Genomic DNA, 23192 nt, shown 5'->3' on the forward strand with positions numbered 1-23192 from the left:
AACGCACGTCGGGACTCGGACGGGACGGCCTGGTTCCTTGGACGAACACGCACTCTCCTCGCATCTACCGCGACACCGCTCTACCGCGACGCCGCGGACCGCAAGTCTAGAAGAGCGCCTCCGACCCAGCTCGCCCGCGAGGTCGACTTGCCGGCGACCTCGCCCGCCGTCCGCGCGGCGGGGCGGCGATCAGGCGCCGAACAACGGGTGCGGCGACTGCTTGATCGCGGGCACGCCGCCGTCGAACCACGACTGCTGCCGGATCGCCCGCATGGCTTCCTTGCGGGTCTGGTCGTCCAGCCGGTCGAGGAACAGCACGCCGTCCAGGTGGTCGGTCTCGTGCTGGACGCAGCGGGCCAGCAGGTCCGTGCCCTCGACCTCGATCGGCTCGCCGTGCATGTTCCAGCCCTTGGCCACGACGTGCCGGTGCCGGCGGCAGTCCCACGACATGCCGGGGATGGACAGGCAGCCCTCCGGGCCGTCCTGCTCCTCCTCGCCGACCACCTCGAACGTCGGGTTGACCAGGTGACCGGCGAAGCCGTCGCAGTGGTAGGTGAACACCCGCAGGCCGACACCCAGCTGCGGCGCGGCCAACCCGGCGCCGCCCGCCTCGCTCATGGTGTCCCACAGGTCCTTGACCAGCTTGCGCAGCTCGGCGTCGAAGTCGGTGACCTCGACGGCGGGCGTCCGCAGCACCGGGTCGCCGAACAGCCTGATCGGTTGGACGGTCACGCGCACTCCTCGAAGCCTGGGGAGGGTCCAGTCTACGAAAGCACGCTCAGTGCTCCAGGTCACGGCCGAGGAAGGCGACGCCGACCAGCGCGGCCAGGAAGTGCCCGACGAACCGGGCCGCCGTCACGACCGGCGTCACCACACCGGCCACCGGCTCGGCGACCGCACCGGAGGTCGTCGTGATCGTGGTCATGTCGGCTCCTTCGGCTCCTCGCGTGCCTCCAGGGTGCGCCCCGGTGACGTCGGCGGGCGTCCGCTCGGAGTAGCGGAAGGGCCTCATCCTCCGGGATGGGACCGGCCGTGACAGCGGGGGCGTTGCCCAAGGCCGTGCGGGAGGCCGTGGAGCCGGCAACGCGCGGGTGGCCCCACCCGGCCGAGGGGCGGGTGGGGCCACACCACCTGTCATCGCGTCGGCCACACCACCCGGGCCGCGCCGCCGCCACGCCGGGACGTCTCCGCCGCCGCGCGCCACCGGCCGTCGGGGAGGCGTTCGACCGCCGTGACCGCGCCGATCTCGGCGGTCGACGCGAACCGGTGGCCCAGCGCGCGCAGCGCCTCCGCCTCCGCGCCCGCCAGGAACGCGGGCTCGGCCTGGGTGTTGGCGGCGTTGCGCTGGGACGCGCGCGGCGCGGCGATGGCCTCGACCAGCGGCGTGTCGCGGTCCAGTCGCCGGGTCAGCACCTGCAGGACGGTGGTGATGATGGACGCGCCGCCGGGCGAGCCGAGCGCCAGCACCGGCTTGCCGTGCTCCAGCACGATCGTCGGTGACATGGACGAGCGCGGGCGCTTGCCGGGGCCGGGCAGGTTCGGGTCCGGCACGCCCGGCGTCACCGGCGTGAACGAGAAGTCGGTCAGCTCGTTGTTGAGCAGGAACCCGCGACCCGGCACCACGATGCCGCTGCCGCCCTCCTGCTCGATGGTCAACGTGTAGGCGACCACGTTGCCCCAGCGGTCGGCGACCGTCAGGTGCGTGGTGTCCGTGCCCTCGTACGGCGTGGCGACCGGCTCGCCGCCGGCACCGCACGGCGTCGGCTCGCGCGGGTCGCCCGGCGCGACCGGGCCGGGCATGGCCGCCGTCGGCGAGATCAGGCACGCCCGGCTGTCGGCGAAGCGCTGCGACAGCAGTTCCCTGGTCGGGACGTCGCTGAACGCCGGGTCGCCGACCCACCGGTTGCGGTCGGCGAACGACAGCCGGCTGGCCTCCAGGAACCGGTGCAGGTACTGGACCGGGTCCTCCGCGCCCAGGTCCGTGGTCTCCAGGATGTTCAACGCCTCGCCGGTGGTCGTGCCGCCGGACGAGGGCGGCGCCATGCCGAACACGTCGTGGTCGCGGTAGCGGACGCGGGTCGGCTCGCGCAGCGGCGCCTGGTACCCGGCGAGGTCCGCCGCCGTCATGTCACCGGCCCGGACCTCACGGGTGGCGCCGGGCCTCACCGGCGGCTGCCGGACGGCCGCCACCAGGTCGCGCCCCACCTCGCCCCGGTAGAACGCCGACGTGCCGCCCTGGCGCAGCCGGCGGTAGGTGTCGGCGAGGTCGGGGTTGCGGAACGTGCTGCCGACCGCCGGCGGCGCGCCGCCGGGCAGGTACAGCGCGCTGGTCGAGGTGAAGTCGGCGAACCGGCCGGCGTTGTCGGTGACCTGCCGGTTGAACGTGGCGTCGACGGTGAAGCCGCGCCGGGCCAGCTCCTCCGCCGGCCGCACGGCCTGGTCGAGCGACCACGTGCCCCACTGCCGCAGTGCCTGCTGCCAGGTGCGCGGCGTGCCCGGCACGCCGACCGACAACCCGCTGGTCACGGCCTCGGCGAACGGGATGGCGACGCCGTTCTCGACGAACAGGTTCGCGTCGGCGGAGGCCGGCGCCGTCTCCCGTCCATCCACTGTGGACACGCGGTGCGTGCGGGCGTCGTAGTGCACGAGGAACCCGCCACCGCCGATGCCGGCCGAGAACGGGTCGGTGACGCCCAGCGCGGCGGCCACGGCGACGGCGGCGTCCACCGCGTTGCCGCCGCGACGCAGGACGTCGACGCCGATCTGCGAGGCGTCGGGGTCGACGCTGGACACGACGCCGCCGGAGCCGACCGCTTCGGGCACGCGTGGCGGGTCGGCGGAGGCGGAGGCGGTGGCGGGCAGGAGAGGTGCGACGAGGAGTGAGGCGAGGACGCTGGCGACAGTCGACCGGAGCATCGTTCCCTTCTACTCCACCTCGGCGCGAAGCAGAACCACCAGGGAGCCGCCGTGTCGGTTCGGACGTCAGAGGACTTCGAGGGGGTCGAGCTTGACCCGCACCACGTCCGGCTCCTTCCGGGCACTGCGCACGGCCAGCACGTCGGCCAGCAGCGTGGCCAGCGCGCGGCCCTCCGCCCTGGACACCCGGACCAGGGCGCGTTCCTTGTCCTCCGAGAGCGGCACCGGGCCCAGGACCTCCCCCGTCGGCGGCAGGTCCAGCTCCTCCAGGACACCGGCCAGCGCGTCCGGCGCGCCGTCCACGGTCGCCATCCGCACGGCGGGCGGGAAGCCCAGCTCGGCCCGCGCCGCCAGTTCCTGCCGCGCGTGCCACACCGGGTCCCACCGGACCAGGGCCTGGACCGGCGCCAGCGACGAGTCCGCGACCACGACCACCCGCCCGGCCGCGTGGACCAGGGCCGCCGCCGTCATCCACCGGCGCAGCGCCTCCTCCGCCGCCCGCAGGTCGGCCCGGCCGAGCAACGCCCACCCGTCCAGCAGCAGGGCCGCGCCGTAGCCGCCCGGGGCGAACGGCTCCGCGCCCGGCGTGGCCACCACCAGGGACCGGCCGCCCGGCACCTCGGCCAGCACCTCGTCACCGCCCGACGTGCGGACCGGCACGCCGCTGAACGCGCGCCCCAGCTCCTCGGCCGTGCGGCGGGCGCCGATGATCTGGCCGCGCAGCCTGCGCGAACCGCAGCTCGGGCAGCGGTACGCCGCCTCCGTCGCGCCGCACCACCGGCAGTAGGCGGGCCTCGGCACGCCGTCCTGGGTGCCGCCCGGCAGCGCCAACGGGCCCGCGCACCGGCGGCACCGGGCCGGTGACCGGCACTGACCGCAGGCCAGCGCGGGCACGTACCCGCGCCGCGGCACCTGGATGAGCACGGGGGTGTCGGCGGCCAGGGCGGCCCGCGCCGCGTCGAAGGCGATCGACGGCAGCCTGGCCGACCTCGCCGCCGCGTCCTTGACCTCCTGCCACTCGCTCTCCCCCACCGCCGCCACCCGCGGCGCCACGGCCCGCAGCGCGTCGCGGGCCGCGACCACCTCGTGCGCCCAGCCGCTGTCCACCAGCAGCTGCGCCTCGGCGGTCCGGGCGAAGCCGCCGACCAGCAGCGACGCGCCGGTCAGGTGCGAGCGCTGCACCAGCACGTCGCGCACGTTCGGGTACGGCATCCTCGGCTCGGAGTGCAGGTCGTCGCCGTCGTCCCAGACCGCGACCAGCCCGAGGTCCCGCACCGGCGCGAAGGCCGCGCCCCGCGTGCCCAGCACCACCCGCACCGCGCCCCGCCGCACGGCCAGCCACCGCTTGTACCGCTCGGACGGCCCGAGGTCGGCCGACAGCGCCACCACGCCCGCCTCGCCCACCAGCGCCGCGCACGCCCGCTGGAGCCGGGCCAGGTCGCGGTGGTCCGGCACGACCACCAGCGCGCCCTTGCCCGTGCTGGCCACCGACGCCGCCGCCTCGGCCAGCCGGGCGGGCCAGTCCTCGGCCGGCAGCGCCTGCCACACCGCCCGCGCGGCCCGGCCGGACCGCAGCGCGTCCAGCAGGTTCGGTCCGAACGGGTAGCGCGCCCACCCCTCGTCCGACGGCGCGCCGGGCGGCGGCGCGAGCTCGTCGGAGGGCTTGGCCTCGGCCCGCGCGTGCCGGGGCGGGATCGCCATCCGCAGCACGTCGATCAACGACCCCGCGTACCGGTCGGCGACCACCCGCGCCAGTTCCGCCACCTCCGGCGACAGCACCGGCTCCGGCGAGATCACCCGGTCCAGGAACGTCAGCTTCCGCCCGTACTCCGAGGACTCCGCCCGCTCCAGCAGGTAGCCGTCCACCAGCTGGCCCGCGAACCGCACCCGCACCCGGCAGCCCGGCACGGCGTCCGCGTCCTGCTCGGTCGACACCTGGTAGTCGAACGGCCGGTCGAGGTGCGCCAGCGGCACGTCCACGCACACGCGGGCAACCGGCAGCGAGGCGGCGGGAACCCGCTCGCCGCGCCTGGTAGTCGCCTCGCCCGCCACGGGTGGAGGTCTACCAGAGACCGGGGCGGCCACCCGCAACCCGGTGCCGCGTCGCGAACCGTGCAGTCATGACCCCATTATCGAACAACAGTTCGAACCAAGCAAGATCACGGCCGGGTGACCGCCGTGATGTCACCTGGCGCGCTCGCCGTCGCGCACCCGGCGACGACGAAACAGGGGCCCCCTGAGCGGGGACCCCTGCGGAGTGCGGGCGGTGCGGCGGTCGGTCAGGCGCCGGCCGCGGCGCGGAGGGCGTCGGCCCGGTCCGTGCTCTCCCACGGCAGGTCGACGTCGGTGCGGCCGAAGTGGCCGTACGCGGCGGTCGGGGCGTAGATCGGGCGCAGCAGGTCCAGGTCGCGGATGATCGCGGCCGGGCGGAGGTCGAAGACCTCGGCGATCGCCTGCTGGATCTTGGTCGGGTCGACCGTCTCGGTGCCGAAGGTCTCCACGAACAGACCGACCGGGGCGGCCTTGCCGATGGCGTACGCCACCTGCACCTCGATGCGCGTGGCCAGGCCCGCCGCCACCGCGTTCTTCGCCACCCAGCGCATCGCGTACGCGGCGGACCGGTCCACCTTCGACGGGTCCTTGCCGGAGAACGCGCCGCCGCCGTGCCGCGCCATGCCGCCGTAGGTGTCGACGATGATCTTGCGACCGGTCAGGCCGGCGTCACCCATCGGGCCGCCGATGACGAACCGGCCGGTCGGGTTGACCAGCAGCCGCACGTCCGAGGTGTCCAGGCCGAGCGCGTCGACCTCGGGGGCCACCACGTGCCGCCGGATGTCGACGCCGAGCAGCTTCTCCAGGTCGATGCCGTCCGCGTGCTGCGTGGACACCACGACGGTGTCCAGCCGCACCGGCTGGTCGCCCGCGTACTCGATGGTGACCTGCGTCTTGCCGTCGGGACGCAGGTAGGGCACCGTGCCGTCCTTGCGGACCGCGGTCAGCCGCCGCGACAGCCGGTGCGCCAGCGCGATCGGCAGCGGCATCAGCTCGGGGGTGTCCGTGCAGGCGTAGCCGAACATGAGGCCCTGGTCGCCCGCGCCCTGCTTGGCGATCTCGTCCTCGGTACCCTCGACCCGCTTCTCGAACGCGGTGTCCACGCCCTGCGCGATGTCGGGCGACTGCGAGCCGATGGCCACGTTCACGCCGCACGAGAAGCCGTCGAAGCCCTTGGCCGACGAGTCGTAGCCGATCTCGACGATCTTGTCCCGCACGATCGACGGGATGTCGGCGTAGGCGTCGGTCGTGACCTCGCCCGCCACGTGCACCTGGCCGGTGGTGACCATCGTCTCCACCGCCACGCGCGAGCGCGGGTCCTTCGCCAGCAGCGCGTCGAGGATCGAGTCGCTGATGGCGTCGCAGATCTTGTCGGGGTGCCCTTCGGTCACCGACTCACTGGTGAACAGCCTGCTGCTGTGCTGGCTCACGACACTCCCTAACTATGGATCCGACTATCGATCTGCGAATGGTCTCGAGCTTACTGAGCGCTCGGGCGCGAGGGTCACCGTTCGACGGCAGGGGCGACGGCGTCCCACAATGCGGACGCCAGCCGTGCCTTCGAGCCGTGCGGGATCGGTGTCTCCGCGCCGTCGGCGGACAACAGCCAGCCGGCGTTGTCCTCGACCTCGAAGGCGCGGCCGTCGCCGACGGCGTTGACGACGAGCCAGTCGCAGCCCTTGCGCTTGAGCTTCGCGCGACCGTACTCGAGCACACCGGTGTCGGCGTCCCCGGTCTCGGCCGCGAACCCCACGACGACCTGGCCCGGCCGCCGCGCGGCGACCAGTTCGGCCAGGACGTCCGGGTTGCGGGTGAGCGCGACCGGGTCGGGATCGCGATCGGTCTTCTTGATCTTGTGCTGGACCAGGTCCACCGGTCGGAAGTCGGCGACGGCCGCGGCCATCACCACGACGTCGGCGGTGGCGGCGACGTCGTGCATCGCGTCCCGCAGCTCCAGCGCCGAGCCGACGCGCACGACGTCCACCCCGGCGGGCGCGACCAGGTCCGCGGTGTGCGCGGCGACCAGCGTCACCCGTGCCCCGCGCTGGGCGGCGACCCTGGCCAGCGCGAAGCCCTGCCGGCCGGACGAGCGGTTGCCCAGGAAGCGCACCGGGTCGAGCGGCTCGCGCGTGCCGCCCGCCGACACGGCGACGTGCACGCCCTCCAGGTCGCGCGGCAGCGCGTCGGGGCGCGCCAGCAGCAACCGGGCCAGGTCGACGATCTCGGCGGGCTCGGACAGCCTGCCCTTGCCGGTGTCCTTGCCGGTCAACCTGCCGCTGGCGGGCTCGGCGACGATCACGCCGCGCGAGCGCAGCAGCGCCACGTTGGCCCGGGTCGCCGGGTGCTCCCACATCTCGGTGTGCATCGCCGGCACGAGCAGGACCGGGCAGCGCGCGGTCAGCAGCGTGTTGGTGAGCAGGTCGTCGGCCAGGCCGTGGGCGGCCTTCGCGATCAGGTTCGCCGTGGCGGGCGCGACGACGACCAGGTCGGCGTTCTGCCCCAGCTTCACGTGCGGCACCGAGGGGACGTCCTCGAACACCCCCGTCCGCACGGGCCGGCCGGACAGCGCCTCGAACGTGGCCGCGCCGACGAACTCCAGCGCGCCCTCCGTCGGCACGACGCGCACGTCGTGACCGGACTCGGTGAGCCGGCGCAGCACCTCGCACGCCTTGTACGCGGCGATGCCCCCGCCCACCCCGAGGATCACGTCGGGGCGGTCGGGGGCGGCGACGGCCTCGGTCACTCGCCCTCGGTGTGCTCGAGGAGACCCGCGTGGATCTCCCGGAGCGCGATCGACAGCGGCTTCTCGCGCGGGCCCGGCTCGACCAGCGGGCCGACGTACTCGAGCAGGCCCTCGCCGAGCTGCGCGTAGTAGTCGTTGATCTGGCGCGCGCGCTTGGCGGCGTAGATCACCAGCGCGTACTTCGAGCTGACCTGCTCCAGGAGGTCGTCGATCGGGGGGTTGGTGATGCCCTCCGGAGTACCCGAGAGCGGGCCCAGCTCGGTGTGCGTGGTCACTCGTCAACGCTCCTGCGGTTCAGGGGTGGGTCTGCGGGTCGTCCCGCGCCTCGCGACGCGCGTGCTGACGCGTCGGGCACCGGGCCGACCACCAAGTTTAGCAAGCTCGCGGCGGCGGACCGCACGTCGTCGTTCACCACGACCTCGTCGAACTCCGGTTCGGCCGCCAGTTCCTCCCTGGCGATCTCCAACCGGCGGGCGACGACGGCGGGGTCCTCGGTGCCGCGGCCGGTCAGCCGACCGACCAGGTCCTCCCACGACGGCGGGGCCAGCATGACCAGCCGGGCCTCCGGCATCGCGACCCGGACCTGCCGGGCGCCCTGCAGCTCGATCTCCAGCAGGGACGGCGTGCCGGCCGCCAGGGCCAGCTCCACCGGCGCCTTGGGGGTGCCGTAGCAGTTGCCCGCGAACTCGGCGTGCTCCAGGAGCTCGCCCCTGGCGACCATCTCGCGGAACTCGGCGGTGTCGACGAAGTGGTAGTGCACCCCGTCGACCTCGCCCGGTCTCGGCTTCCGCGTGGTCACCGAGACGCTGAAGTGGATCTCCGGTTCCATCCGGCGCAGCTCGGCCAGCACGCTGGACTTGCCGACGCCGGACGGCCCGGACAGAACGGTGAGGCGGGGCCGGGCGCGAACGCCCGACCCCACCCCGGTGCCATCACTCACTCGCCGCTGAACTCGGTGAGCAGCGCCTTGCGCTGCCGCTCACCCAGACCGCGCAGCCGACGGGACGGAGCGATCTCAAGGCGCTCCATGATCTGCTGCGCACGCACCTTGCCGACGCCCGGAAGGGCCTCGAGCAGCGCGGACACCTTCATCTTGCCAAGGACCTCGTCGCTCTCGGCGGCCTTCAGCACGTCGGTCAGGTTCGTGCCGCCACGCTTGAGGCGCTCCTTGAGCTCAGCCCGAGTGCGACGAGCGGCAGCAGCCTTCTCCAGCGCTGCGGCCCGCTGCTCCTCGGTAAGCTGGGGAAGGGCCACGATTTCCTCCGTGGTGTGGGAATTTCAATTCTGGATCGGTGCCGCGACCGTACCGAGCGCAATTGCCTGGGTACAACGTGGGTCCCAGTCAGGTGAATCTTTCAGCGCTGGAGTGGTTGCGGCGGGTGGTAGTAGTACCAACACCCACCAACAAGCCCATCACCGCCACCGGTAACGCCTTGCGCACGCCGTGTGTGGTATGCACTCGATGAGTGGTGGACCTGTCGGTGGCCAGGACCGTACCAGGGAACGTTTGCGCAGGTGAGCGGACCACGTTAAGCGTGTCGCGATTTGATCGTGATCACATCTCCAGGGAGCGCCGCACGGCGTCCGCCGCCGACCGCAACTTTGCGGCTTCGGGGCCGTGCCTGAGCACGTCCCGGGAGGACGCCGGGAGCACCCCGCGCAGGTCCGCCCCGAACACCGCGCGCAGGTCGGCGACGGTCGCGCCCTGTGCCCCGAACCCCGGCGCGAGGACGTATCCGTGCAGGTCGGAGAGGTCCAGCCGGTGGTCGCCGACGGTCGCGCCCACCACGAGACCGACGTCGCCGAGCGGGTCGAGACCGGCGTTCGCGCGGGCCGCGGCGTCCACCACCGACTGCGCCACGGAACGCCCGTCGGGCCCCACGGCGCGCTGCACGGAGGCGCCCTCGGGATTCGAAGTCAACGCGAGGACGAATATTCCGCGACCGCTCGCGGCGGCGGCTTCCAGCGCCGGGTCGAGCGATCCGAAGCCGAGGTACGGCGACGCGGTGACCGCGTCGCCGGCCAGCGGGGAGCCCTCGGCGAGGTACGCCGCGGCGTACGCGGCCATGGTGGAGCCGATGTCGCCGCGCTTCGCGTCCACCAGCACGAGCGTGCCGCTGCCCCTGAGGTCCGCCACGACGCGTTCCAGCACCGCCACGCCTCGTGACCCGTGCGCCTCGAAGAAGGCCGCCTGCGGCTTCACCAGCGCCACGTGGCCGCCGAACGCCTCCACGCACGTCAGCGCGAACCGCTCCAGCCCCGCGGCGTCCTGGGAGAGGCCCCAGGACGCCAGCAGGCCGGGGTGCGGGTCGATGCCCACGCACAGGGGGCCGTGCTCGGCGACCGCCTTCGCCATCCGCGCGCCGAACCTCACTCGTCACCCCGCAGGGCCGCCTGGAGCGCCTGGAGGGGCCGCACGCCGATGTCGCCGCGGATGGCGGCCTCGATGCCGTGCACGGCCGCCGCCGCGCCCTGGATCGTGGTCACGCACGGGATGTCCTTGGCCACGGCCGCGGTGCGGATCTCGTAGCCGTCCACGCGCGGGCCGTGGTTGCCGTACGGGGTGTTGATGATCATGTCGACGGTGCCCGCGAGGATGGCGTCCACGATGTTGTCGGCGCCCTCGAAGTGCTTGCGCACGACCGTGCAGGGGATGCCGTTGCGGCGCAGCACCTCGGCCGTGCCCGCGGTGGCCAGCACCTCGAAGCCCAGGTCGGCGAGCCGCTTGACCGGGAAGATCATGGCCCGCTTGTCCCGGTTGGCCACCGACACGAACACCCGGCCCGACGTGGGCAGGGAGCCGTAGGAGGCGGTCTGGGACTTGGCGTAGGCCATGCCGAAGGACACGTCGATGCCCATGACCTCGCCGGTCGACTTCATCTCCGGGCCGAGCAGCGAGTCGACGCCCTTGCCCTCCGGCGTGCGGAACCGGTGGAACGGCAGCACGGCCTCCTTGACCGCGACCGGCGCGTGCGGCGGCAGCTTGGCGCCGTCGCCGGTCTTGGGCAGCAGCCCCTCGGCGCGCAGCTGGGCCACGGTGGCGCCGAGCATGATCCGGGCGGCGGCCTTGGCCAGCGGCACCGCCGTGGCCTTGGAGACGAACGGGACGGTGCGCGAGGCGCGCGGGTTGGCCTCCAGGACGTACAGCACGTCGTCCTTCAGCGCGTACTGCACGTTGAGCAGGCCGCGCACGCCGATGCCCTCGGCGATGGCCAGCGTGGACCGCCGGACCGCCTCGACGTCGGACTCGCCGAGCGTGATCGGCGGCAGGGCGCACGCCGAGTCGCCGGAGTGCACGCCGGCCTCCTCGATGTGTTCCATCACACCCCCGATGAACACCTCGTCACCGTCGTAGAGGGCGTCCACGTCGATCTCGATGGCGTCGTCGAGGAACCGGTCGACCAGCACCGGGTGCTCCGGGCTGACCTCGGTGGCGCGCTGGATGTAGCCCTGGAGGGTCTCCTCGTCGTAGACGATCTCCATGCCGCGCCCGCCGAGCACGTACGAGGGCCGCACGAGCACCGGGTAGCCGATCTCGTCGGCGATGGCCTTGGCCTGCGCGAACGAGGTGGCCATGCCGTACTTCGGGGCGGGCAGCCCGGCGTCGGCGAGGACCTGGCCGAACGCGCCGCGCTCCTCGGCGAGGTGGATGGCGTGCGGCGGGGTGCCCACGATCGGCACGCCCGCGGCCTCGAGCCGCCGCGCCAGGCCCAGCGGGGTCTGGCCGCCGAGCTGCACGATCACGCCCACGACCGTGCCGGAGCGCTGCTCGGAGTGGAACACCTCCAGCACGTCCTCGAACGTCAGCGGCTCGAAGTACAGCCGGTCCGCCGTGTCGTAGTCGGTGGAGACGGTCTCCGGGTTGCAGTTGACCATCACGGTCTCGTACCCGGCCTCGCGCAGCGCCATGGCCGCGTGCACGCACGAGTAGTCGAACTCGATGCCCTGCCCGATCCGGTTCGGGCCCGAGCCGAGGATCAGCACCTTCGGCTTGTCGCGCTGCTCGGAGACCTCGCTCTCGGCCTCGGGGTCCAGCTCGTAGGCCGAGTAGTGGTAGGGCGTCTTCGCGGCGAACTCGGCGGCGCAGGTGTCCACCGTCTTGAACACCGGCCGCACGGCCAGCCGGTGGCGCAGCGAGCGCACGCCGTCCTCGCCGGCCAGCTCCGGGCGCAGCGCGGCGACCTGCCGGTCGGACAGGCCCGCCCGCTTGGCCTTGCGCAGCAGGCGCTCGTCCAGCACGGGCGCGTCCTCGATCTCGCCGCGCAGGTCGACCAGCCAGGCCAGCTGCTCGATGAACCACGGGTCGATCCGCGACGCCTCGTGCACCTGCTCGATCGTCGCGCCGAGGCGCAGCGCGCGGTCCACCGTGTACAGGCGTCCGTCGTGGCCGTCGCGCAGGGCGTCCAGAGTGGACTCCAGCGTCACGTCGGGGTCGGGGGTGGTCCAGAAGCCGGCGGCCTTGGTCTCCATGGAGCGCAACGCCTTGCCGAGCGCCTCCACGAAGCTGCGGCCGATGGACATCGCCTCGCCGACCGACTTCATGGTCGTGGTGAGGGTGCTGTCCGCGCCGGGAAACTTCTCGAACGCGAACCTCGGCACCTTCACCACGACGTAGTCCAGCGTCGGTTCGAAACTGGCCGGCGTTTCCCCGGTGATGTCGTTCTGGATCTCGTCCAGGGTGTAGCCGATGGCGAGTTTCGCGGCGATCTTGGCGATCGGGAAACCGGTCGCTTTCGACGCCAGCGCGGACGAGCGGGAGACGCGCGGGTTCATTTCGATGACGACCATGCGGCCGTCCCGGGGGTTGATGGCGAACTGGATGTTGCAGCCGCCGGTGTCCACCCCGACCTCGCGGATGACCGCGATGCCGACGTCGCGCATGTGCTGGTACTCGCGGTCGGTGAGCGTCATCGCGGGCGCCACGGTCACCGAGTCGCCGGTGTGCACGCCCATCGGGTCGATGTTCTCGATGGAGCAGACGACGACCACGTTGTCGTTGCGGTCGCGCATCAGCTCCAGCTCGTACTCCTTCCAGCCGAGCACGCTCTCCTCGATCAGCACCTCGGTGACCGGGGACTCGGCCAGGCCGCTCGCGGCCAGCCGCTCCAGCTCCTCCGGGGTGTGCGCCATGCCCGAGCCGAGGCCGCCCATGGTGAACGACGGCCGGATGACGACCGGCAGGCCCAGGTCGGCCACGGTCGCGCGGACGTCGTCCATGGTCTTGCAGACCGCGCTGCGCGGCACGTCCGCGCCGATCTTGCGGACCAGGTCCTTGAAGATCTGCCGGTCCTCGCCGCGCTGGATGGCGTCGATGTCCGCGCCGATCAGCTCGACGTCGTACTTCTCCAGGACGCCGCGCTCGTGCAGCGCGATGGCGGTGTTCAGCGCGGTCTGGCCGCCCAGCGTGGCCAGGATGGCGTCCGGCCGCTCGGCCGCGATGACCTTCTCCACGAACTCCGGCGTGATCGGCTCGACGTAGGTGGCGTCGGCGAACTCCGGGTCCGTCATGATCGTCGCCGGGTTGGAGTTGACCAGCGAGACCCGCAGGCCCTCCTCGCGCAGCACCCGGCACGCCTGGGTGCCGGAGTAGTCGAACTCGCAGGCCTGGCCGATGACGATCGGGCCGGAGCCGATGACGAGCACGTGCTTGAGATCAGTCCTCTTCGGCATGGTCAGCGGCCCTCGCCCATCATGGTCACGAACTCGTCGAACAGCGGTGCGGCGTCGTGTGGACCGGCCGCGGCTTCGGGGTGGTACTGCACGCTGAAGGCGGGCACGTCCAAGGCGCGCACGCCCTCGACCGTGCCGTCGTTGGGGCAGTAGTGGCTCAGCAGCACGCGGCCGAAGTCGGAGGTGAACTCCTCGCCCGGCTCGCCCTCCAGCGCGAACCCGTGGTTCTGCGCGGTGATCGCCACCTTGCCGGTCGCCACGTCGATCACCGGGATGTTGATGCCCCGGTGGCCGTAGCGCAGCTTGTAGGTGTCGCGGCCGAGCGCGCGGCCGAGGATCTGGTTGCCGAAGCAGATGCCGAACAGCGGGATCCGCCGGTCGAGCACGGCCCGGGTCAGCTCGACCGCGTGCGCCTGGGTGGCCGGGTCGCCCGGGCCGTTGGACAGGAACACGCCGTCCGGCTTCACCGCGACCAGGTCGTCCGCGGTCGAGGTCAGCGGCAGCACGTGCACCTCGATGCCGCGGGCGGCCATCATCCGCGGCGTGTTGGACTTGATGCCCAGGTCGAGCGCGGCGACGGTGAGGCGGCGCTCGCCGACGGCCTCGACCACGTACGGCTCGGCCGTGGTCACGTCGCCCGCGAGGTCCGCGCCCACCATGGCGGGCGCGCTGCGGACGCGGTCCAGCATCTCCTCGACGCTGCCGAGGTCGTCGCCGGAGAACACGCCCGCGCGCATCGCGCCCTGTTCGCGCAGGTGGCGGGTCAGCATCCGGGTGTCGACGCCCGAGATGCCGACGACGCCCTGCTCGGCCAGCGCGTCGTCCAGGCGGCGCGTGGAGCGCCAGTTGGACGGCACGCGGGCCGGGTCGCGGACCACGTAGCCGGAGACCCAGATGCGGCCCGACTCGTCGTCCTCGTCGTTCCAGCCGGTGTTGCCGATCTGCGGCGCCGTCTGCACCACGATCTGGCGGTGGTAGGACGGATCGGTCAGCGTCTCCTGGTACCCGGTCATGCCGGTGGAGAACACCACCTCGCCCAGGCTCGCGCCGACCGCGCCGTAGGCCTCACCGCGGAACACGCGGCCGTCTTCCAGCACCAGTGCCGCGTTCGTCATGAGTCGCCTCCCAGCGCTTGCACCCACTGCTCGTACACGTCCTTGTCGTCGCCCCGGAACCCGGTGTCGAACACCCGGTCGCCGAGGTGCCAGCGCACGACCAGCAGGCCGTCCGCCGTCATCACCTTGCCCGCGAGGCCGCGGGCCGTGCGGGCTCCGTCGAGTTGCGCCGCGGGAATCCACAGCGCGCTCGCGCCGGTGCGTTCCACCAGCACGCCGTTCTCGGTGAGCCTGAGGGTCGCCTCGGCTCGGTGGCCGATGTCGCCGACCGCGACCCGGTCCTGCCAGTCGTCGCCGATGGTGGTGCCGACGTACACGCCGGTCGTCTCCAGCATCGTCGCGCCGGTCTCGGCGGGCGGTCGCGGGAACGCCGGCAGCACCTCGGCCTGCCGGCGGGCGCGCCGCCGCCAGCCGTGCCACATGCCGTACAGGCACAGCAGGAAGATCGCCAGCACGGCGAGGGAGAGCAGCACGCGCGTCATCCGACGATCCTTCCGCCGACGGCCGTCACGCGCCCGCGCAGCAGCGTCGCGACCACCGCGCCGGGCAGCTCCATGCCCTCGAACGGGGTGTTGGCCGCGATGCTGGCGAACTCCGCGCCGCGCACCGTCCAGGTCGCGTCCGGGTCGACCAGGGCGAGGTTCGCGGGCTCGCCGACCTCGATCGGCCGGCCCTGGTCGGGCAGGCCCGCGATCTCGGCGGGCCGCTCGCTCATCACCCGCGCCACGCCGCGCCAGTCCAGCAGCCCGGTCCGGACCATGGTCTCCACCACGATCGACAGGGCGGTCTGCAGGCCCAGCATGCCGGGCCGGGCGGCGGACCACTCGGTGTCCTTGTCCTGCACGGCGTGCGGCGCGTGGTCGGTGGCCACGCAGTCGATGACGCCCTCGGCGAGCGCCTCGCGCAGCACCCGCACGTCGGCCGGCGTGCGCAGCGGCGGGTTGACCTTGTTCACCGGGTCGTAGGTCGCCAGCCGCTCGTCGGTCAGCAGCAGGTGGTGCGGCGTGACCTCGGCGGAGACCTCCGTGCCGCGGGCCTTGGCCCACCTGAGCACGTCGGCCGTGCCGGTGGTGGAGACGTGGCAGACGTGCAGCCGGGCGCCCGCGTGCCGCGCCAGCAGGCAGTCCCGGGCCACGATCGACTCCTCGGCGGCGGCGGGCCAGCCCGGCAACCCGAGCCGGGAGGCCTGCTCGCCCTCGTGCGCCTGCGCGCCCGCGGTGAGCCGGGGCTCCTCCGCGTGCTGGGCGATGACGACGTCGAGCGCCTTGCTGTACTCCAGCGCGCGCCGCATGATCAGCGGGTCGTGCACGCAGTGGCCGTCGTCGGAGAACACCCGCACGCCCGCCTTGGCCATCGTGCCCAGCTCGGCGAGCCGCACGCCCTCCAGGCCGACGGTGACCGCGCCGACCGGGTGCACGTCGACCAGGCCGACCTCGCGGCCACGCCGGGCGACGTGCTGGACGACGACCTCGTTGTCCGCGACCGGGCTCGTGTTGGCCATGGCGAACACCGCCGTGTAGCCGCCCAGCGCGGCGGCGGCCGAGCCGGTGGCGATGGTCTCGGTGTCCTCGCGGCCGGGTTCGCGCAGGTGGGTGTGCAGGTCGACGAAGCCGGGCAGCAGGACCGCGCCGTTCCCCTCGACGACGTCCGCGCCTTCTTCGTCCACGGACCCGATCGCGGCGATCACGCCGTCGCGGATCAGCACATCGGTCGGGTCACCCTCGCCGTACGGTCGCACTCCCCTGAGGATCAAGGAGACCGCGGGACTGCTCGTGTTCAATGGTTCGGTCGCAAGCTCCCTCACCGGGTTTCCTCCTCGTGGGCAAGCAGGTGGTAGAGGACGGCCATGCGCACGTGCACGCCGTTGCGCACCTGGTCGGTGATGGCGGCGCGGGGCGAGTCGGCGACCGCCGAGGCGATCTCCATGCCGCGCAGCATCGGACCGGGGTGCAGCACGACGGCGTGCTCGGGCAGCAGCTCCAGCCGCCGCTCGCTCAGGCCGTAGGCGATGGAGTACTCGCGGGCCGACGGGAAGAAATGTCCGTTGCCTCCCGCGCCGGCGGGCCCGCCGTACATCCGCTCGGCCTGCACTCGCAGCAGCATCACGGCGTCGAGGCTGGGCAGCTCGGCGTCCAGCTCGTGCGAGACGGCGACCGGCCAGTTCGAGACGCCGACCGGCAGCAGGGTGGGGGGTGCGACCAGGGTCACGTGCGCGCCCAGCGCGGTGAGCAGGTGCACGTTGGACCGGGCGACCCGGCTGTGCAGCACGTCGCCGACGATCGCGATCCGGCGGTCCCGCAGGTCGCCGAGGCGTTCCCGCAGGGTGGCCGCGTCGAGCAGGGCCTGGGTGGGGTGCTCGTGCATCCCGTCGCCGGCGTTGACCACCGACGTGCCCGCCTCGTGCAGCCAGCCGGCCAGCCGGTGCGCCGCGCCGGACGCCGGGTGCCGCACGATGACGCAGTCCGCGCCCGCCGCGGCCAGGGTCAGCGCGGTGTCGCGCAGCGACTCGCCCTTGCCCACGCTGGAGCCGGACGACGAGACGTTCACCACGTCCGCGCTCATCCACTTGCCCGCGATCTCGAAGCTGACGCGCGTGCGGGTGGAGTTCTCGTAGAACATCGTGATGACCGTGCGACCGCGCAACGTCGGCAGTTTGCGCACCTCACGGCCTTCGAGGGCCTGCTTGAGGCTCGCCGCGGTGTCCAGGATGGCGGTCGCCTGGGCCGGGTCGATGCCCTCGGTGGTGAGCAGGTGCTTCACCGCAGCACCACCCCGTCACGCTGGTCGAACTCGTCCAGCAGCACGTGGACCTCCTCGGTGCGGGCCGTGGGCACGTTCTTGCCCACGTAGTCCGCGCGGATCGGCAGCTCCCGGTGGCCGCGGTCGACCAGGACGGCCAGCTGCACGGCGCGCGGGCGGCCGTGGTCGCGCAGGGCGTCGAGCGCGGCGCGGATCGTGCGACCGGAGAACAGCACGTCGTCCACCAGGACCACGAGCTTGTCGTCGACGCCGCCCTCGGGCAGCTTGGTCGCCTCCAGCGGGCGGGTGGGCCCTCGGCGCAGGTCGTCCCGGTAGAGGGTCACGTCCAGCGTGCCGGTCGGCACCTCGACACCCGAGAACTCGGCGATCCGCACGGCCAGCCGGCGGGCCAGCGGCGCTCCCCGGCTCGGAATCCCCATCAGGACTACTGCGGGTGCGCTCGGTGCATCAAGAGCGGTCTTCTCGATGATCTGATGGGCCATTCGGGCGACGGTGCGCGCGACGTCACCGGCCGACAAGAGCTCTCGCTCCCCGGCCGGGTCCGTCGCGCCACGTTGACGTGGCGCCACGGTTGGACCTCCTTCCCCGCCTCGCTGGACGGGTCCTTAAAGGACGTCGGACACCCGGCTGCGACCGGGCTGACCAGCACCGTATCAGGCGCGCGCGGTCAATCTTCCGGGTGGTGTGCGTGGTCTCGCCCACCTGGGCCGGCGAGATCAGCTTGACCTGGTGACCACGGAGAGCAATCATTACTCTGCGTATTGATCTAAGCCTCCCCGCGGCAGTCCCCTACCGGCTGACGGGGCGAATGAACGGAGAACCGCCACATGGGCGACTACGCCAAGGCGCTGGGGGCAAAGCTCCGCGCGATCCGCCAGCAGCAGGGCTTGTCTTTGCACGGCGTCGAGCAGAAGTCCGGCGGTCGATGGAAGGCCGTGGTCGTCGGCTCGTACGAGCGCGGCGACCGCGCCGTGACCGTGCAGAAGCTCGCCGAGCTGGCCGACTTCTACGGCGTCCCGGTGGCCGAGCTGCTGCCGGAAGGTCGGGTGCCGTCCGGTGCGGAGCCCGCCACGAAGATCGTCATCAACCTGGAACGGCTGCAACAGCTGCCGGCGGAGAAGGTCGGGCCGCTCGCGCGGTACGCGGCCACCATCCAGAGCCAGCGCGGCGACTACAACGGCAAGGTGCTGTCCATCCGGACCGAGGACCTGCGCTCGTTGGCGATCATCTACGACATGACGCCCGGCGAGCTGACCGAGCAGCTCATCGACTGGGGCGTGCTGCCTCCCGAGGCCCGTCCGGCCAAGGAGGACTGAGCACGCGGAAAAGGGCCACCCGGCGGTTCGCCAATGGGTGGCCCTCCCGACCTGTGACCTGCTCGGCGGCAGGCGCCGGGTGCGCGGCCGCGCGATGCCGCGATGTGCGACCGCGGCACGCGGCGGTGTGGTGCGCGACGGGTGTGGTGCGCGGCTAGAGCACGGCCCGGAGCTGGTCGGCGATGACCGCGATCCGGCCGAGCACGCCGTTGACGAACCGCGGCGAGTCGTCTGTGGACAGGCCCTTCGCCAGCTCGACCGCCTCGTCGATCGCGACCGCGTCCGGCACGTCGGCGGCCCACAGCAGCTCGTAGAGCCCGATCCGCAGCACCGCGCGGTCGACCGCCGGCATGCGCTGCAGCGTCCACCCCTCCGCGTGCTCGGAGATCAGGTCGTCGATGCGCGCGCGGTGCGCCGTGACGCCTTCCACCAGGACGATCGTGTAGTCGTTCACCGGCGGCACGTCCGTCGAACCGACCCGGTCCGAGAGCAGCGTCACCGGGTCGGCGCCCCGCAGGTCGGCCTCGTAGAGGACGTCCAGCGCGCGTTTGCGGGCCTTGCTCCGTGCGCCCATCTCAGCCGTTCACTCGGCCCAGGTAACGGCCGTCGCGGGTGTCGACCTTGATCTTCTCGCCGGTGGTGACGAACAGCGGCACCTGGATCTCCGCGCCGGTCTCCAGCGTGGCGGGCTTGGTGCCGCCGGTGGAGCGGTCGCCCTGCAGGCCCGGGTCGGTGTGCTGGATCACGAGCTCGACCGAGGTCGGGAGCTCGATGAAGAGCGCGACGCCCTCGTGCAGGGCGACGATCGCTTCCTGGTTCTCCAGCATGTAGTTCGCCGCGTCGCCGACCGTCTCGCCCGGGACGTTGATCTGGTCGTAGGTGTCGCCGTCCATGAAGACGAAGTCGGCGCCGTCCTTGTACAGGTAGGTCATGCCGCGCTTGTCGACGGTGGCCGTCTCGACCTTGGTGCCCGCGTTGAAGGTCTTGTCCACGACCTTGCCGGACAGGACGTGCTTCAACGTGGTGCGCACGAAGGCGCCGCCCTTGCCCGGCTTCACGTGCTGGAACGCGGTGACGGTCCACAGCTGGCCGTCGAGGTTCAGCACCAGGCCGTTCTTCAGGTCGTTGGTGGTGGCCACGGTGGTGGGCTCTCCTGTTGCGTGAGTGGAGGACGACGTCGGCTTGGCCGACGAATCCGATTCGGGCGATCCGACTTCAGATGACCACGAGCTCCTTCGTGGTCAGGGTGAGGAGCTCCGGGGCGCCTTCGCGCACCACGAGCGTGTCCTCGATGCGGACACCGCCCTTCCCGGCCAGGTACACACCGGGCTCGACGGTGACCGCCATGCCGGGCAAGAGTGTACCGTCACCCGCCTTCGACAGCGCTGGAGCCTCGTGGATCTGCAGGCCGACGCCGTGGCCGAGGCCGTGCAGGAACTCGTCGCCGTACCCGGCCTCCTCGATCACGCCGCGCGCCGCCGCGTCGACGTCCGAGACCTGCGCGCCGACCACCAGCGCGGCCCGGCCCGCCGCCTGCGCGGCCACGACCAGCCGGTGCAGCTCGCGCTGCCAGTCCGCGGCCCGGCCGACGACCAGGGTGCGGGTCATGTCGGAGTGGTAGCCGTCGACCAGCGCGCCGAAGTCCAGCTTCACGAAGTCGCCGTCGCGGACCGGGGCGTCGGTCGGCCGGTGGTGCGGCACGGCCGAGTTCGCGCCCGTCGCCACGATCGACTCGAACGACGGCCCGGCCGCGCCGTGGTCGAGCATCCGGCTCTCCAGCTCGCGGGCGATCTCCTTCTCGCTGCGGCCCGGGCGCAGGCCGCCGTGCTCGATGAGCCCGGCCAGCGCCCGGTCGGCCGCCGCGCACGCCATGCGCAGCGCCTCGACCTCGGCGTCGTCCTTGACCAGCCGCAGCCGTTCGACCAGGTCGGCGGCGCGCACCAGCTCGGCGCCGTGGGCCGCGGCCGTGAGCACGTCCAGTCCGTCCACGGTCACGTGGCGGCTCTCGAAGCCGACCCGGCCCGCGCCCGCCTTCACCGCGCGCTCGACCAGCGCCGCGTCGCACGGCCGGTCGATGACCCGCTTCAGGTCCGGCACCTGCGCGGCGGCCTGGGTGAGGTAGCGGCCGTCGGTGCAGAACACCGTCGCGTCGTCGGAGTCCGCGTGCACGAGCAGCGCCGCGTTCGACCCGGTGAAGCCGGTGAGGTAGCGGACGTTGAGCAGGTCGGTCACCAGCAGCGCGTCCAGCTCCCGGTCCCGGAGCGTGGCGCGCAGGGCGGCGCGGCGAGTGGAGTGCGGCATGTCAGCAGCCTAAGCCCCGGTGGTCCACCTGACCCCGCCACTCGATCGGGTGAACCGTGCTGAATCGTGCGACGGTTCGCGTGACGGACAGTGGGGACCTGCGACGAGCCGCCGGACGTCCTGGCGGGCGCTGTGGCGGACCGCCGGTGCGGCTCAGGGCGGCTTAAGGTGGGACGCATGCGCGCGTGGCTGGTCCGAGGGCTCTGGCTGGGTCTGTTCCACGGCGGGGTGCAGACCGGCGCCTCGGCGGTGAGCGTCCACAGCCCCGAGGCCTCCTCGTCCACCCGGTACATCGCGTTCGGGCTGGTGGTCGTCATCGGCGTGCTGTGGGGCGCGTTGGACGCGTGGCGGCTGCTCGACGGGCGCGGCATGGTGTGGTTCGCCGCGGCGCTGGTGGCCGGTCCGCTGGCCGGGGCCGTGGGCGTGGCCGGCCGGTCGCTGGTGGACCAGACGGGACTCGAATCGCTCGGACCGGCGCTGACCGGCGGCGCCGCGTTCACCGCGTTGCTGGTCATGGCGACGGCGGCGGTCGGGATGGGCATCGGCAACGCGCTGCCCCAGCCGGACGACTCGCGTCAGCCTGACGTTTCGCACTAGCCCGCCACTGGGTGTCAGCCACTGGGTGTCAGCCGCGCAGTTTCGCCTATCGCTCGTCACCCGGTCTTCGACGTGGAAGGCGAGGTGGTTCAACCCCGTGCCGAGCCGGTGGTGCGCGTCCAACGCGGGCGACTGCTCGACCACGAGGTAAGTCGGGCCGAGCCGCCAGCTCACCCCTGCCGGCCAACGCTGGTACTCGACCCAGCCCAGCTCGGTGAGCAACCAGCCGATGCTGTGCTCGGCCCGGGCCAGGTCGGGCACCCACAGCTCGACGTGGTGCAGGAGCCCCACCACCATCCGCCCTCCACATCCCCGAGCCGCCCGCCACCCCGCCCCCGCCCCTCGCGCGCCTCCGCCGTCCCTGGTCGCACGGGTCGCACGGTGATCACCCGAAAGGGGCACGGGCTTCGGGGATGGATGGTAAGCCCGGATTTGTTGCCGGAAGGAGAAAGGTGTGGCGCCCCGGCCCGTCGTGCCTGCGTCGGCTGGTTCTGTGTCGACGTCGACTCGGGTGGTCTCGGGGCGACTCGGGGTGGTCTCGGGGCGGGGTCAGAGGGTTCGGATCAGGGATGCGAGGTCAGGGGATGCGAGGTCAGAGCAGGATGCTTCCGCCCGACTTCGGCTTCGGCTCGGCCGCGACCGCGGAGTAGGCCGCCGCGATGAGCGCCGGGTCCGGTCCCTCCAGCCGACCGGGCTTGGCCAGGCCGTCGAGCACCACGAACCGCAGCACGCCCGAGCGGGTCTTCTTGTCCGACCGCATGCCCTCCAGGAGCTGGCCGAGCGCGTCCGGGTCGTAGCCGGTCGGCAGGCCGAGCGAGGTGAGGATCGAGCGGTGGCGGTCGGCGGTGGTGTCGTCCAGCCTGCCCGCGAGGCGGGCCAGTTCGGCGGCGAACACCAGGCCGACGCTGACCGCCGCGCCGTGCCTCCAGCGGTAGCGCTCGCGGCGTTCGATGGCGTGCGCCAGGGTGTGGCCGTAGTTCAGGATCTCCCGCAGGTCCGACTCGCGCAGGTCGGTCGACACCACGTCGGCCTTGACCTGGATCTTGCGCCGGACCAGCTCCTCGATCACGTCGCCGGACGGGTCGAGCGCGGCCTCCGGGTCGGCCTCGATCAGGTCGAGGATCACCGGGTCGGCGATGAAACCGCCCTTGACCACCTCGGCCATGCCCGCGACGAGCTCGTGGCGGGGCAACGTCTCCAGCGTGGCCAGGTCGACCATGACGGCGTCCGGCTCGTAGAACGTGCCGACGAGGTTCTTGCCCGCGTCGGTGTTGATGCCGGTCTTGCCGCCGACCGCGGCGTCCACCATGCCCAGCAGGGTGGTGGGCACGTGGACCAGCTTCACGCCGCGCATCCAGGTGGAGGCGACGAACCCGGCCAGGTCGGTCACCGCGCCGCCGCCGAGGCTGACCACGACGTCCGCGCGCCCGAGCCCGATGCGGCCGAACACGTCCCAGCAGTACCCGGCGACCCGCAGGTCCTTGCCGTCCTCGGCGTCGGGGACCTCGACGCGGTGCGCGTCGATCCCGGCCGCCTCCAGCTCGCCGCGGACCACCTCGGCGGTCTCCGTCAACGTCGGCGTGTGGACGATCGCCGCCCTCGCCGTGCCCTTCAGGGTCTCGACCAGGTCGCCGAGCAGGCCGCGGCCCACCACCACGTCGTACGGTCGTTCCGCGGCCACGCGGATCCGCACCGGCTCGCCCATCACCACTCCCCTCGTCG

Annotated in this window: 22 protein-coding genes and 1 pseudogene; 2 read left to right on the forward strand and 21 right to left on the reverse strand. The window is 72.7% G+C overall.

Translation table 11 applies throughout. From position 1 onward, the window contains the following. Window positions 1-189 precede the first annotated feature (189 nt). The 16 genes from def to pyrR form a co-directional block, all read right to left on the reverse strand. Entirely contained in the window at window positions 190-732 is a 543-nt protein-coding gene (def, locus tag ACQPYE_RS30155; RefSeq protein ID WP_498716234.1) for a peptide deformylase, read from the reverse strand. 46 nt (window positions 733-778) lie between these two features. Next, a complete protein-coding gene (locus ACQPYE_RS30160) occupies window positions 779-925 on the reverse strand; it encodes a hypothetical protein (RefSeq protein WP_498716236.1) in 147 nt (48 codons plus the stop codon). Between the two features lie 209 nt (window positions 926-1134). After that, entirely contained in the window at window positions 1135-2916 is a 1782-nt protein-coding gene (gene ggt, locus ACQPYE_RS30165) for a gamma-glutamyltransferase (RefSeq protein ID WP_498716238.1), read from the reverse strand. A 66-nt stretch (window positions 2917-2982) separates the two neighbouring features. Next, window positions 2983-4968, reverse strand: coding sequence for a primosomal protein N' (locus ACQPYE_RS30170; protein WP_498716240.1), 1986 nt, complete (start codon window positions 4966-4968; stop codon window positions 2983-2985). Window positions 4969-5195: 227 nt separating this feature from the next. Then, entirely contained in the window at window positions 5196-6398 is a 1203-nt protein-coding gene (gene metK, locus ACQPYE_RS30175; protein ID WP_498716241.1) for a methionine adenosyltransferase, read from the reverse strand. Between the two features lie 74 nt (window positions 6399-6472). Beyond that, the gene (gene coaBC, locus ACQPYE_RS30180) at window positions 6473-7711 is read right to left on the reverse strand and encodes a bifunctional phosphopantothenoylcysteine decarboxylase/phosphopantothenate--cysteine ligase CoaBC (RefSeq protein WP_498716242.1); all 1239 of its coding nucleotides are present in this window, start codon (window positions 7709-7711) and stop codon (window positions 6473-6475) included. After that, on the reverse strand, window positions 7708-7986 hold the full coding sequence (rpoZ, locus tag ACQPYE_RS30185; protein ID WP_053721631.1) for a DNA-directed RNA polymerase subunit omega: 279 nt from the start codon (window positions 7984-7986) through the stop codon (window positions 7708-7710). Before rpoZ ends, coaBC begins: the two co-directional genes overlap by 4 nt. Continuing rightward, entirely contained in the window at window positions 7983-8651 is a 669-nt protein-coding gene (gmk, locus tag ACQPYE_RS30190) for a guanylate kinase (protein ID WP_498716244.1), read from the reverse strand. Before gmk ends, rpoZ begins: the two co-directional genes overlap by 4 nt. Further along, window positions 8648-8965 (reverse strand): integration host factor, actinobacterial type, encoded by a 318-nt coding sequence (gene mihF / locus ACQPYE_RS30195; protein ID WP_077005726.1) that lies wholly within the window; start codon window positions 8963-8965, stop codon window positions 8648-8650. Before mihF ends, gmk begins: the two co-directional genes overlap by 4 nt. A 301-nt stretch (window positions 8966-9266) precedes the next feature. After that, on the reverse strand, window positions 9267-10067 hold the full coding sequence (pyrF, locus tag ACQPYE_RS30200) for an orotidine-5'-phosphate decarboxylase (protein WP_498716247.1): 801 nt from the start codon (window positions 10065-10067) through the stop codon (window positions 9267-9269). 14 nt (window positions 10068-10081) lie between these two features. Further along, window positions 10082-13381 carry a carbamoyl-phosphate synthase large subunit gene (carB, locus tag ACQPYE_RS30205; RefSeq protein ID WP_498716248.1) on the reverse strand — a complete coding sequence of 1100 codons (3300 nt, stop codon included), beginning with the start codon at window positions 13379-13381 and terminating at the stop codon, window positions 10082-10084. Window positions 13382-13383: 2 nt separating this feature from the next. After that, window positions 13384-14496, reverse strand: a complete 1113-nt coding sequence (carA, locus tag ACQPYE_RS30210) for a glutamine-hydrolyzing carbamoyl-phosphate synthase small subunit (RefSeq protein WP_498716249.1) — start codon at window positions 14494-14496, stop codon at window positions 13384-13386. After that, window positions 14493-14978 (reverse strand): PH-like domain-containing protein, encoded by a 486-nt coding sequence (locus ACQPYE_RS30215; RefSeq protein ID WP_498716251.1) that lies wholly within the window; start codon window positions 14976-14978, stop codon window positions 14493-14495. The genes carA and ACQPYE_RS30215 overlap by 4 nt, the downstream gene beginning before the upstream one ends. Further along, the gene (locus ACQPYE_RS30220) at window positions 14975-16249 is read right to left on the reverse strand and encodes a dihydroorotase (RefSeq protein ID WP_498716252.1); all 1275 of its coding nucleotides are present in this window, start codon (window positions 16247-16249) and stop codon (window positions 14975-14977) included. The genes ACQPYE_RS30215 and ACQPYE_RS30220 overlap by 4 nt, the downstream gene beginning before the upstream one ends. A 47-nt stretch (window positions 16250-16296) precedes the next feature. Continuing rightward, complete coding sequence (locus tag ACQPYE_RS30225) at window positions 16297-17256, reverse strand: aspartate carbamoyltransferase catalytic subunit (RefSeq protein ID WP_498716254.1); 960 nt, start codon at window positions 17254-17256, stop codon at window positions 16297-16299. After that, entirely contained in the window at window positions 17253-17825 is a 573-nt protein-coding gene (pyrR, locus tag ACQPYE_RS30230) for a bifunctional pyr operon transcriptional regulator/uracil phosphoribosyltransferase PyrR (protein ID WP_123746566.1), read from the reverse strand. Before pyrR ends, ACQPYE_RS30225 begins: the two co-directional genes overlap by 4 nt. 258 nt (window positions 17826-18083) lie before the next feature. Here pyrR and bldD point away from each other — a divergent pair, with 258 nt between their 5' ends. Beyond that, window positions 18084-18572 carry a transcriptional regulator BldD gene (gene bldD, locus ACQPYE_RS30235; protein WP_015103676.1) on the forward strand — a complete coding sequence of 163 codons (489 nt, stop codon included), beginning with the start codon at window positions 18084-18086 and terminating at the stop codon, window positions 18570-18572. Between the two features lie 154 nt (window positions 18573-18726). Here the strand turns inward: bldD and nusB are convergent, their stop codons facing one another. From nusB to ACQPYE_RS30250, 3 genes are all read right to left on the reverse strand, one after another. Then, window positions 18727-19146, reverse strand: a complete 420-nt coding sequence (gene nusB / locus ACQPYE_RS30240) for a transcription antitermination factor NusB (RefSeq protein WP_498716255.1) — start codon at window positions 19144-19146, stop codon at window positions 18727-18729. Window position 19147: 1 nt separating this feature from the next. Then, window positions 19148-19711, reverse strand: coding sequence for an elongation factor P (gene efp / locus ACQPYE_RS30245; RefSeq protein ID WP_498716256.1), 564 nt, complete (start codon window positions 19709-19711; stop codon window positions 19148-19150). Window positions 19712-19787: 76 nt separating this feature from the next. Then, a complete protein-coding gene (locus ACQPYE_RS30250) occupies window positions 19788-20873 on the reverse strand; it encodes a M24 family metallopeptidase (protein ID WP_498716258.1) in 1086 nt (361 codons plus the stop codon). A gap of 177 nt (window positions 20874-21050) precedes the next feature. On the opposite strand from ACQPYE_RS30250, the gene ACQPYE_RS30255 reads away from it, so the two are divergent. Next, window positions 21051-21470 (forward strand): hypothetical protein, encoded by a 420-nt coding sequence (locus tag ACQPYE_RS30255; protein WP_498723106.1) that lies wholly within the window; start codon window positions 21051-21053, stop codon window positions 21468-21470. A 57-nt stretch (window positions 21471-21527) separates the two neighbouring features. Here ACQPYE_RS30255 and ACQPYE_RS30260 read toward each other — a convergent pair. After that, window positions 21528-21758, reverse strand: a pseudogene (locus tag ACQPYE_RS30260) (VOC family protein); the annotation flags it as partial. 304 nt (window positions 21759-22062) lie between these two features. Then, a complete protein-coding gene (gene aroB, locus ACQPYE_RS30265; protein WP_498716259.1) occupies window positions 22063-23175 on the reverse strand; it encodes a 3-dehydroquinate synthase in 1113 nt (370 codons plus the stop codon). Window positions 23176-23192: the final 17 nt, after the last annotated feature.

The organism is Actinosynnema sp. CA-299493 (genome assembly GCF_050946825.1).
Classification (GTDB): Bacteria; Actinomycetota; Actinomycetes; order Mycobacteriales; family Pseudonocardiaceae; genus Actinosynnema.

Bases quoted from the DNA above. Each gene is read 5' to 3' on its own strand.
- ACQPYE_RS30160 (WP_498716236.1), bottom strand. From the start codon at position 925: ATGACCACGATCACGACGACCTCCGGTGCGGTCGCCGAGCCGGTGGCC.
- ggt (WP_498716238.1), bottom strand. From the start codon at position 2,916: ATGCTCCGGTCGACTGTCGCCAGCGTCCTCGCCTCACTCCTCGTCGCA.
- pyrF (WP_498716247.1), bottom strand. From the start codon at position 10,067: ATGGCGAAGGCGGTCGCCGAGCACGGCCCCCTGTGCGTGGGCATCGAC.
- carB (WP_498716248.1), bottom strand. From the start codon at position 13,381: ATGCCGAAGAGGACTGATCTCAAGCACGTGCTCGTCATCGGCTCCGGC.
- carA (WP_498716249.1), bottom strand. From the start codon at position 14,496: ATGACGAACGCGGCACTGGTGCTGGAAGACGGCCGCGTGTTCCGCGGT.
- ACQPYE_RS30215 (WP_498716251.1), bottom strand. From the start codon at position 14,978: ATGACGCGCGTGCTGCTCTCCCTCGCCGTGCTGGCGATCTTCCTGCTG.
- bldD (WP_015103676.1), top strand. From the start codon at position 18,084: ATGGGCGACTACGCCAAGGCGCTGGGGGCAAAGCTCCGCGCGATCCGC.
- nusB (WP_498716255.1), bottom strand. From the start codon at position 19,146: ATGGGCGCACGGAGCAAGGCCCGCAAACGCGCGCTGGACGTCCTCTAC.
- ACQPYE_RS30250 (WP_498716258.1), bottom strand. From the start codon at position 20,873: ATGCCGCACTCCACTCGCCGCGCCGCCCTGCGCGCCACGCTCCGGGAC.
- ACQPYE_RS30255 (WP_498723106.1), top strand. From the start codon at position 21,051: ATGCGCGCGTGGCTGGTCCGAGGGCTCTGGCTGGGTCTGTTCCACGGC.
- aroB (WP_498716259.1), bottom strand. From the start codon at position 23,175: ATGGGCGAGCCGGTGCGGATCCGCGTGGCCGCGGAACGACCGTACGAC.